This is a genomic window from Candidatus Endomicrobium procryptotermitis (assembly GCA_031279415.1).
Classification (GTDB): domain Bacteria; phylum Elusimicrobiota; class Endomicrobiia; order Endomicrobiales; family Endomicrobiaceae; genus Endomicrobium_B; species Endomicrobium_B procryptotermitis.
This window is the reverse complement of record JAITIP010000009.1, coordinates 23,822-34,421: the sequence shown is the minus strand read 5'-3', so window position 1 is coordinate 34,421 and position 10,600 is coordinate 23,822. Positions and strand designations below refer to the sequence as shown.

Annotated in this window: 8 protein-coding genes, 2 tRNA genes and 1 pseudogene; 2 read left to right on the top strand and 9 right to left on the bottom strand. The window is 34.8% G+C overall.

The window, feature by feature from the left end; translation table 11 throughout:
- The 9 genes and pseudogenes from LBD46_01850 to LBD46_01810 form a co-directional block, all read right to left on the bottom strand.
- The coding region (locus LBD46_01850) for a glycosyltransferase family 2 protein (GenBank protein MDR2425919.1) at window positions 1–198 on the bottom strand (198 nt) is incomplete at its 3' end.
- A 179-nt stretch (window positions 199–377) separates the two neighbouring features.
- Window positions 378–1,408: pseudogene (locus LBD46_01845) on the bottom strand (glycosyltransferase family 8 protein).
- A gap of 482 nt (window positions 1,409–1,890) precedes the next feature.
- Entirely contained in the window at window positions 1,891–2,493 is a 603-nt protein-coding gene (locus tag LBD46_01840; GenBank protein MDR2425918.1) for a hypothetical protein, read from the bottom strand.
- 1 nt (window position 2,494) lies between these two features.
- The gene (locus LBD46_01835; protein ID MDR2425917.1) at window positions 2,495–3,670 is read right to left on the bottom strand and encodes a cation:proton antiporter; all 1,176 of its coding nucleotides are present in this window, start codon (window positions 3,668–3,670) and stop codon (window positions 2,495–2,497) included.
- A 134-nt stretch (window positions 3,671–3,804) separates the two neighbouring features.
- Entirely contained in the window at window positions 3,805–5,907 is a 2,103-nt protein-coding gene (locus LBD46_01830; GenBank protein MDR2425916.1) for a hypothetical protein, read from the bottom strand.
- A gap of 14 nt (window positions 5,908–5,921) precedes the next feature.
- Window positions 5,922–6,593, bottom strand: coding sequence for an FAD-dependent thymidylate synthase (gene thyX / locus LBD46_01825; GenBank protein MDR2425915.1), 672 nt, complete (start codon window positions 6,591–6,593; stop codon window positions 5,922–5,924).
- 123 nt (window positions 6,594–6,716) lie between these two features.
- Window positions 6,717–8,006, bottom strand: a complete 1,290-nt coding sequence (locus tag LBD46_01820; protein MDR2425914.1) for an adenylosuccinate synthase — start codon at window positions 8,004–8,006, stop codon at window positions 6,717–6,719.
- 73 nt (window positions 8,007–8,079) lie between these two features.
- Window positions 8,080–8,152, bottom strand: a tRNA-Glu gene (locus LBD46_01815).
- 17 nt (window positions 8,153–8,169) lie between these two features.
- A tRNA-Lys gene (locus tag LBD46_01810) sits at window positions 8,170–8,242 on the bottom strand.
- A gap of 334 nt (window positions 8,243–8,576) precedes the next feature.
- Between LBD46_01810 and LBD46_01805 the strand changes: the two genes are divergently transcribed.
- Both LBD46_01805 and LBD46_01800 read left to right on the top strand, forming a co-directional pair.
- On the top strand, window positions 8,577–8,996 hold the full coding sequence (locus LBD46_01805) for a secondary thiamine-phosphate synthase enzyme YjbQ (protein ID MDR2425913.1): 420 nt from the start codon (window positions 8,577–8,579) through the stop codon (window positions 8,994–8,996).
- Between the two features lie 367 nt (window positions 8,997–9,363).
- Window positions 9,364–10,593 (top strand): MFS transporter, encoded by a 1,230-nt coding sequence (locus LBD46_01800; GenBank protein MDR2425912.1) that lies wholly within the window; start codon window positions 9,364–9,366, stop codon window positions 10,591–10,593.
- Window positions 10,594–10,600 lie beyond the last annotated feature (7 nt).

The window sequence follows — 10,600 nt, the reverse complement described above, 5'->3', positions numbered from 1 at the left end:
TTGGTCTATAATTATAATTCTGTCATCTATTTTTTCATATTGACGCAAAATATCTAAGCATTTATCAGTAGAACCATCATTGATGCAGATGATTTCTATATCTTTTAACGTTTGGTTTAGTATGCTGTCCAAGCATTGCCTTAAATATGGTTCTACATTGTAAACGGGGATTATTACCGAAACTTTTGTGGGGTACATAAAGAGATTATTCCTTTGCGTATTTTCACATATCATTCTAAAGACAAACCTTTAAAATTGATTTTATACCCGTTCATCAACTTAGAACCTGCATCAGCTGATTTAGAACCTTAGCGGGCTTTTTATCCAGTTATTATACAAAAATTCGTCAATTAATAACATTGCTTTTATTGTCTTCATTATAATCTGTTTTCTCTATATTTTGGTTTGATTTTTATCACGCGATTAAGTTTATGAAAAATTCTGACTCTCACTTTGTCATACGTTTCTTTAACAATACTAAATAATATGAATTTCCATATCTTTAATTCAAACTTTTTCCATTTTGTGCTTTCAATGCCTTTAAAAATATTCAGGTCTTTCTTCTTAAAATAAGGCGTTGAGGCATAGTACTTCCACCATTTTTCTATAAAGTCATAACCATAATTAAAATTATACTTAAATATCCAAGGTTTATTTGCTCCTGTAAAATGTACAATGCCTGCATTCACATCTTTAAAATTGCACTTGTAATAACCTGCAAAAATATTCCATTTAGCAGCTAGAAATTTTGTTTTCTTATCAAATACTGAGTTTAAAACGTCTTGATCTTGAAATCTGAGAGGACTCTCTTTTTGCGCAAACTCCCATAATTTAGATTCTATATTGTCTTGCCGCATCTATTTAAGATTTAACAGCAGTACGCCGGCATTAAAATAGTCGTCACTGTTTTTACCGAGTTTATTTTTCAAATAATCTTTAAAATTCCTTAAAACGGATTCGTTAAATTTATCGGGGTATACCAAAATGGTTTAATATATAAATCTTGTACTGCGCCCGCATAACAGCCGTCAATATTTTCATTATAAAGCATTGATAAATCATCCAAAACAAGAATGTCTGCATCCAAATATATGATTTTGTCGTATTGATCAAAAATTCGCGGTATAAAAAATCTAAAATAAGTTTCTATTGAAATATAATTCCAGTCTTTGTTATACATATATTTTTCAATAGGTAAATTTTTAATAAAAGCTGATATATCAAAAAAATTAAAATTGAGGGCAATACTTCGCAATTTTTCTTTATTTTCCGCGCTTATAAATCGCGATAAAACATTAAATTCAAAATCGCGGTCCGAATTATCGAGGATTGACTTTATGACGGCAGCTAACTGTTTGACATATTCATTATCAATTGAAAAAACTACAGGTATTTTTGTAGAGTTCACAGCAGCTCCTTATTAATTAAAAGACGAAAACGTCCCGCAAAGCGTTATTTTTAGTTTGTCTTGAATTAGTTTATATATTCTTGACAAAGAAGCATTTTGCTCTTTTTTGAAACAAAAAAATAATTTCTTAGCTACTCTTTTTTGCGTATATTTATTTCTTTTAAATTATTAGTAATACTCTTTTTTTGCCGCAAAATGAAAAAAACGGCCTTTTTTCATTGCCGTTTTTATATATTGCTTTGATAATAATATAATGTACTTATAGATAAGATGGATATATCTGGTCTGGCGGCTATTCTTCATAAAAAACTCTCAAACTATTATTTGTTTTCTTCTATTGGGTTTCTCTAAAAACCCAAAAAATAAACTTATTTTTTTAATATCTTAACTTTTGCGTTCTTTTCAACTATTGCCGCTTATATATTTTGTACCACATACAATTTGTCGGCATAGCAGCCGATGCTTAACATACATATTAAACATTATTTGAAAAACTTCTTGCTGCCTTCCTTAACCATATTAATGCCTGCTGAATCTTTTTTAAGGTAATCGGAATTTTCTTTTCCTGCCGTCTTCAGTTTCTTTTTGTAATTTTCAATTGAGTATGGAGAAACAAGCCAATGTCTTATACCGGGCAGAGTAACAACCCATTTTTTAAATTTTGTCCAGCCGGATTTAACAGAATTGAGAAATTTTGATACTGACGGCTTTTTTATGAAATTATGAAACATTTTATCAAGCTTATCTGCTTTTTTTATTTTAGGTTCTTCTGTGGATACGGATTTTTGCCTCTCTTTAATTCCTATGGGTTTCTTCTTAGTCGATTCATAGGATTTGCGTCCGCTCTTTTTTATCTCAGCAGCAGCTTTTATCTGAGCCTGATAAGTATCACTTTCATTTACTTCTTTCATGTCAGGTGTTTCGGTTCCATCAGGTTCGATTATCACCGTTGAATTCTTCTCCGCTTCAGCTACAAGTCTAAACCCGTAGGGGTTATCCGTAACATTTCTGTCGTTTGCTGCAAAAGCAGCATTTAAGAAAAACATCACGGACAAAATAAGAGTGAAAAATAATTTACAAATCATTTTATATTCCTTTTTTCAATTCTTTTGTAATCAAATATTTAAGAATAAATGGTGTAACAAAAGTAGTAAGCATTATAACTGCGACAAGGGAGCTATATTCGTTTGAACCAAAAACGTCATTTCTAAAACCTATTCCGGCAAATATCAAACCTACTTCGCCTCTGGGCACCATGGAAGCTCCCACTAACAACTTGTTAATTCCTTTCTTAAACACGGCAAACCCCGCGGCTGCTTTTCCTATAAAAGCCGCCGCAAAAAGTATTGCAGTTAAAAAAAGAATCGTTCCATTTCCTGCGACAAAAGGATTAAACGTACCAAGTTCAACGTTAGTCCCCATCAAAACAAAAAATATCGGAACAAAAAATGCAGAAAGAGGTTTGAGATTTGTTTTTATTTCCGCACCTTGTTTTGTACTCGATAAAACAAGACCAGCAGCAAAAGCACCGACAATAGGGGCAAGACCAAACTTAGAAGAAAGCGCCGATATTAAAAGACAGAAAGCAAAACCTATCACGAATATTATATTTTCCTGTTTCATTTTTGATACAAGTTTAAAAAGTGTCGGAGCTATTAGAAGTCCCGCACCTATTGCAAGAATCAAAAATAACACAGCGGTTCCCGCTATTTGTACAACGCTTCCGGCTGTAACTGTCCCACCAGAAACAATTTTTAAAACAACCGCAAGAATCGTAAGACCTATAACATCATCAATAACGGCGGCACCCAACACGACTTTTGCCTCTTCGCTTTCAAGTTTCTTTAAATCCCTGAATACTCTTGCGGTTATTCCAACGGAAGTTGCCGTAAGAACCGCGCCGGCAAAAATCGCTTGAGTACTGCTCATCCCGAAATGAATAAATATGAAATATCCAAAACAATAAGGGAGAAAAACTCCCACAAAAGCTACAGCAGCAGCCCAGCCCCCAGCGCGGGCAAATTCTTTTATATCCGTTGAAAGTCCCACTTCAAATAACAGTATTATTGCTCCAAGTTCAGAAATATTTGCAAGCACAGGAGTTTCGCTGACAAGCCCCAAAACCCCGGGACCTATAATAACGCCGGCTATAAGTTCTCCCACGATGCCGCTTTGCCCTAATCTCACAGCTATTTCACCGAATATTTTTGCGGCGGTTAAAATCACGATGAGCGCGATTAAAAAATGATAAACTTCATGCATTATACATCTCCCTTATCTATGCGATTAAATCATAAATATTTTATAAAATCCACTTAAGCACCGGATAAAAGACAAATACCGTTATAAACATCAAAACTAAAGCAATAAAACCTGCCGTATGTTTATCATTTAATTCACTCTATGGCAATGCCGCTTTTTTCTTTTAACTCTTTTTTATAATTATACCTGCTGATGTCAAATCCCAAGGATTCGGCGTATCGTGCGTCTTCAGCTGATTTTAAATAGTTATCCATTTCAAGATGCATCAGTGCCCTTCGAAAATATGCTTCGGCATAATCGTTTTTTGTCAATACGGCAAGCGTGTAATAATACAAAGCTTTCTTAAAATTACCATTCATGCTTTCAATATTTCCAAGATAAAGATATGATTTGTAATCCTGTGGATACTTTTTTATCATATGTGCAAATACTATCGAAGCATTGCCGAAATCTTTAAAATTAAAGTAAAATTCTCCCAGACTGTATAACAGCATTTTGTTTTCGGGGCAGTTTACAATACCATCTTTATATTCTTTTTCAGACAAACTAAATTTGCCGAGCATATCATAAATTTGTGCAAGATATTTGTATGTTTCTTCATTTCTCGAATTTAGACTTTTTGATTTTTGAAAAGTTTCAATGGCTTTATCATACTCTTTTTCATACGCGTAAAATATAGCAAGTGCATTATACAAATAATGGGCTTTCGGAAACCTTTGTATCCCTTCTTCAATAAGCTGAAAAGCTTTTTCTTTATTTTGTTGTTCATAATAAATTCTGGCAGAATATAAATAAACTGCTTCAATATTATAATCGTAATAAGAAAGCATCCTGTACAAGTCGAAGGCTTCATTATATTTTTTTTGTTCAATTTTTATGTTTGCAAGCATAAAAGCGGCTTCATTATTATATGGATTTAGATATAAAGCCATTTCAAAATCTTTTTCGGCATTTTTTCTCATGCCAGATGGGTAACCGACAGCTCTCAGAGAGTAAGCTTTTGACATTTCTCCAGGATAGTTTTTTATTATATCTGCGTATAGCGCTGCGGAATTGCGCCATTTTTCCGCTCTGGCATACGCTGTAAAACACATTGTTATCATTAATACCGAAACAGCAGATACAAATAAAATTTTGACATATTTTTTTCCGGCTTTTTTGTATAAAAATATCATTCCCGCAGCTGCAATATAAGCAAAGCCTGTAAAAGATACATAAGTATACCTATCGGCTACCTTCGATATACCCGCCGGCAATATGTTTATCACAGGTAATATCAGAACTGCAAATAAAGTAAACCCGAAAAAGATTATTTTTGTCTTTTTTAAACTCCACAATATTAAAACCGCTATCCCGTATAACAAAGCTGGAGCGTATAAAATATAATTAGGGGGGCGCGCGCTTGCATCAAAAAAGTCAGGGTAAATTACAGAAAGTTTTACCGGAAATATAAATTTTACCATATAAAACAATACGTTAAAATGAGCGGATATAAAATTTACAAATAATGTGTAAAGGGTAAGCTCTTGCCTCTGACTTTCGGAATAATATATTAAATAAGTACTGACTGAAAATGCCGCCGCCGTTATTGCAAAAGGCAGATATTTTAGTATTGATTTTCTATCGAATTTTTCACCACTAAACCAATCACAGAGAATCAAAACGGCAGGCAGCGTTACCGCCATGGTTTTTGACAGGCATGCAAATAAAAATAAAATCACAGAAAAAGCTATAAAAAAAATGTATTTCTTTCCTTTATAAGAATACGCTTTTAAATACGCAAGCCATGCGCTCAGAAAGAAAAAAGCATACAATGTATCTTTTCTGCCACTCACCCATGCGATAGGCTCGACATGCATCGGGTGGCAGGCAAATATCAGTGCCGTTATCAGAGATACGGCATAATTATTTTTTGTAATACGGAAAAATATAAAAAATATAAAAAGCGAACTGAAAAGATGAAGAATGAGATTGTCCGCATGGTAAAAATATGGATCTATTCCGAAAAAATGATATTCAATGGCATAAGAAAGATTTACAAGAGGATGAAAAAGATTATAATGGGGTTCTAAAAGCAGTTCTTTGAAATTGTCTAAAGATAAAGAACGGATTTTCAAGTTATCAATCACCATGCCATAGTCATCAAGAGTTATAAAATCTGCACTAAGCACCGGATAAAAAACAAATACAGTGACAAGCATTAATGCAATTAATAAAAAAATCCTGTATCTTTTCATTTTGTTTCCAAAATTTAATTATTTTTTTTCCAGGGAGTGCCGCATGGAGAATCTTCTTGACAAGCATGTCTTATGCAATCAGGTCCTGCATCCGAAAATAATATCGGCGCTTCTTTTCTGGCCAGAACAAGCATTGTACACGCCATTTCTCTTATTTCCCATTGCGCTCTATTGCAGCATCTGAGTGCAAAAAAATGTCTTAATTCTCTTGCATTCATGGTTATGATAATTTTTGTAGCAGAAGCGTTTGGCAGGATATATCTGGCGTCTTCCGCAGGAATGCCAGCGTCAAGATATTCTTTATAAAGTTTTTCAGTACTTTTTAAAAAATCATTATATTTTTTTAAAAGGTTTGCATCTTTTTTTATGGTCTTTGGAACGACAAACTCGACTCCGTCTTTAAATTTTACATATCTTTGACTTTGCACTGAATACGAGGCTATTCTGTGCCTTGTAAGCTGTGCCAGCAAAGCCCTTGAAACTCCTTCTGCACCGAAAGTAAAGGATGCATGTTCTAGAACAGAATGATGCCCTGAAGAAATGATTTTGCCAAGCAGATTTTTTACCTTTTCTTTCGTGAGTTCTTCAGATATTTCATCTATTCCAGAAGCGATATAACATAATCTTGCAGCTACAGCGCAAGCTCTTTCGGGATCTGTTGTAAATCTTAAAAGTCTTATTTTCATAATTTATTATTCATCCAGCCAAACACAGCAGTATTGAATATGACTTTGCCACAGGCCTCTTTTTAGTCTTCAAAAGAAAAATCTTAAAGAAATTTTCAAAACTTGACGATCAAATATCCTTTTTTAAAACCATTCTACACCTGTTGTTACTTCTATCGTTTCTTCCCTCTTTCTTCCAAGAGATATTAAATCTATCTTCGCTCCCACAAGCTCTTCTAAGCGTTTAATATACTTCTGAGCATTTTTCGGAAGCTTTTTAAAGTCGGTGATGCCTTTTACTTTTCCTTTAAATCCCGGCATATCTTCGTAAACCGGCTTACAACCCGACTGGACTGTTCTTGACGCTGGCATTTCTTTATATATTTTGCCTTTATATTTGTAGGCAACGCATATTTTAATGGTATCTATATCTTCCATACAATCGAGTTTCGTAAGAATAAGATGTTTTATGCCGCTTACTCTCACGCTGTGACGTACTATGACGGCGTCAAACCAGCCGCATCTGCGTGGTCTGCCGGTAGTCGCTCCGTATTCCCCCCCTTTTTCTCTTAAATATTCACCCATCTTATCAAAAAGTTCAGAAGTAAAAGGTCCTTCTCCGACTCTTGTAGTGTAGGCTTTCACTACTCCCAGCACTTTATCTATATTACTCGGTCCTATTCCAGCTCCAGTACCTACTCCTCCGGCGATTGGGTTTGACGAAGTCACAAAAGGATATGTTCCGAAATCAAGATCAAGCAATGTCCCTTGAGCGCTTTCAAAAAGAATTTTCTTATTTTTTTTAATCGCAGTGTCAAGCATAAGACTTGTGTCGGTGATAAAAGGTTTTAAAAATTTTGACAACTCTTTATTGTCCCTTAATATATCATTTTTAAGCTTCTTTACATTCACTCCGCTTTTTTCAAGAATTGGAGCTTTTTCAATTAGATTTTTTTCAAGCAAATCTTCAAAAACATCTTTTTCAACATAATCAGCTATTCTTATGCCTATTCTTTTTACTTTATCGGCGTATGCAGGCCCTATGCCTCTTCTGGTGGTTCCTATTTTAACGTTTCCTTGTTCAAGAATTCCATCGATAAGTTTATGGTAAGGAAGAATTACATGTGCAAGTTCGCTTATGAAAAATCTACCTTTTAGTGATATCTTTTTCTTGCTCAAAAGAGCAATCTCTTCTTTTAGAGATCTTGGATCTACTACGACACCATTTGTGATTAAACACATTTTTTTCGGAAACAATATTCCTGAAGGTATCAAATGCAGAACAAATGGTTTGTTTTCATAAATTAGGGTGTGGCCGGCATTATTGCCGCCTTGGTAACGGACAATATAATCCGCTTGCTTTGCAAGATAATGTACGACTTTTCCTTTCCCTTCATCTCCCCACTGGGTTCCTATAACGACTAAAGTAGCCATGTTTGCCTTCCATAAAATAACCGTCTAAGATTTAACTTAAACGGTTAGTAGTATTTTTCTTCCGCACAAAACGCGCCCCCAACGAGATTTGAACTCGTGTCGCATGATTGAAAATCATGTGTCCTGGACCCCTAGACGATGGGGGCAGTATTTTTCATTGAAATGAGCCCGGTGCGGCTCGAACGCACGACAACCTCATTAAAAGTGAGGTGCTCTACCGACTGAGCTACGGGCCCATAAATTTGAAATGATTTACCAAAAAAATAAAGAGAACTCGAAGGACTTCAATTTTTACAACTTGGACAGTATAGCATAAAACAAAAATTTTTGTCAAATAAACGTATCATATTAATACATTACAACGCGCACGTATGGCGCCGCCTTTGCGCCAGGTCTTGTTGCTTTTTGTTTTGCGCTCCGCTTAGCAGCACTCTTTCTGTGCGCCTAGCGCACAAAAGCATAAAAAATTTTGTATTATTATGAAGAAGCTAAAGTAAAAATGGTTGATAAAATTAAATCTCCCAGACCTAACGGTCAGGGAATTGCGGCTAAAACATTAAAGGAGACGGCATGAAAACGTACAGAAAAGAACTTGTTTTTAATACTGCACATAGAATAGACTTTATAAACATAACAAAGGATGTTCAAAAAACCGTCAACGAAAGCGGAATAAAAGACGGGATAGTACTGATTAACGCTATGCACATTACTGCCTCTGTTTTTATCAATGACAATGAATCCGGACTTCACAATGACTATAAAAGATGGCTTGAAGAACTTGCCCCATATGAGCCTCTTTCTCTTTATCAGCACAACAGAACAGGCGAAGACAATGGCGATGCACATTTAAAAAGGCAGATTATGGGAAGAGAAGTCGTAGCAGCAATAACCTATGGAGAGCTCGATTTTGGCCCATGGGAACAAATATTTTATGGCGAATTTGATGGAATGAGAAGAAAAAGAGTCCTTATTAAAATAATAGGCGAATAAAAATGTCAGAGGTTCAATAAGGGGAATAATTATTATGATCGTAATTATATCAATTGTAATAGTTTACATAATCTATGAAATTATTGACTCAATGATTGAATCGAGAATTAGTCGCTATGCTAAGGCTGTTGATAGTGTCATTTATGATCAAGATAAGATAATATCTGATTTAGAATGGAGAATAATAAAATTAGAATCTGAAATTAACGAAATGCACGACAAATAATTTAAAAAATTAGATTAACAAAGGGTCTTAATTAAAATTGCAGGGATGTAATTTAACAACAGAATTATACATCAACGCACGCTTATAAAGGCTGTCATTGTGCGTAGCCACAGAAGGTATAATAAAATAAATGCAACCCGGATGTTTAAACATTCGGGTATTTCTATAGACGACATGAATAAACAGACAAAACCAAAACTTTGGACTTCCGATTTTATTTTTGCAAGCATCGCAAATTTTTTGCTTTTCTTTTCATTTTATCTGCTTATGCCAACACTGCCGTTTTATTTGACAAATTTTTTCCACGTTACAAATTCGCAGGCAGGGCTAATTATCTCTGGATATATAGCCTGCGCTATTTTAATAAGACCATTTTCCGGTTTTATTGCCGATTCTTTTGACAGAAAAACAGTATATATCATCTCATATTTTGCATTTATTGCTTTTTTTGCAGGCTACATAGCGGCAACAGCTTTAATCTTTTTTATAATCATAAGGGCAGTACATGGTTTTGCTTTTGGCGCGGCAACAACTACAAACAATACAGTAGTTATCGACATTATGCCTTTTTCACGTCAGGGAGAAGGAATAGGCTATTTCGGTCTTTCAAGCACGCTTGCAATGGCAATAGGACCTGTAATGGGACTCATAATCTACGACAGATTTCCATTTGTCATGCTTTTTTACGGAGCTCTTATTTCAGGAACTATCGGCTGTATTTTTGTTTTAGCAGTAAAAGTTCCCGTAAATGTCTGTCCGAAAGTAAAGGAAACTGTATCGTTTGACAGATTTTTTCTTATAAAAGGTTTTCCACTTGGAATAAACTTTTTATTGCTTGGAATACCTTACGGAATGATAACCACATATATAGCCATGTACGGAAGATATAACGGCATAACAGGAGGTAACGGAACTTTTTTTGCCGTTTGCGCGGCAGGGCTTTTATTTTCCAGAGTTTTTTCCGGAAAACAAATAGATAAAGGCAGAATAATTCAGGTCATAACGGCTGGAACTTTTACAGCTTCCACGTCTTTACTTTGTCTATTTTTCGTAGATAAGATTCACATATTTCAATCAACGCTGTATTATTTTTCGGCGCTTATAATAGGTTTATCTTATGGAATGTTGTTTCCTGCTTTTAATTTTATGTTTGTCAACCTCGCAGAGAAAAACAGAAGAGCTACCGCAAATTCTACATACCTTACAAGCTGGGATATCGGCATTGCCATAGGGGTAATTATAGGAGGAAAAATTATAGATATAGCAGCAATATCGTCCATTTATGCTGTAGGTTCTCTGATAGCATTAGCCGCCTGCATATACTTTCTAACGGTTTCTACCGGATATTTCAACAGAAAAAAACTGCGCTGAAAAATTC

Excerpts from the sequence above, each read along its gene's own strand:
- LBD46_01840 (MDR2425918.1), bottom strand. The coding sequence starts at position 2,493 with ATGATTTGTAAATTATTTTTCACTCTTATTTTGTCCGTGATGTTTTTC.
- LBD46_01835 (MDR2425917.1), bottom strand. The coding sequence starts at position 3,670 with ATGCATGAAGTTTATCATTTTTTAATCGCGCTCATCGTGATTTTAACC.
- LBD46_01830 (MDR2425916.1), bottom strand. The coding sequence starts at position 5,907 with ATGAAAAGATACAGGATTTTTTTATTAATTGCATTAATGCTTGTCACT.
- thyX (MDR2425915.1), bottom strand. The coding sequence starts at position 6,593 with ATGAAAATAAGACTTTTAAGATTTACAACAGATCCCGAAAGAGCTTGC.
- LBD46_01820 (MDR2425914.1), bottom strand. The coding sequence starts at position 8,006 with ATGGCTACTTTAGTCGTTATAGGAACCCAGTGGGGAGATGAAGGGAAA.
- LBD46_01805 (MDR2425913.1), top strand. The coding sequence starts at position 8,577 with ATGAAAACGTACAGAAAAGAACTTGTTTTTAATACTGCACATAGAATA.
- LBD46_01800 (MDR2425912.1), top strand. The coding sequence starts at position 9,364 with ATGTTTAAACATTCGGGTATTTCTATAGACGACATGAATAAACAGACA.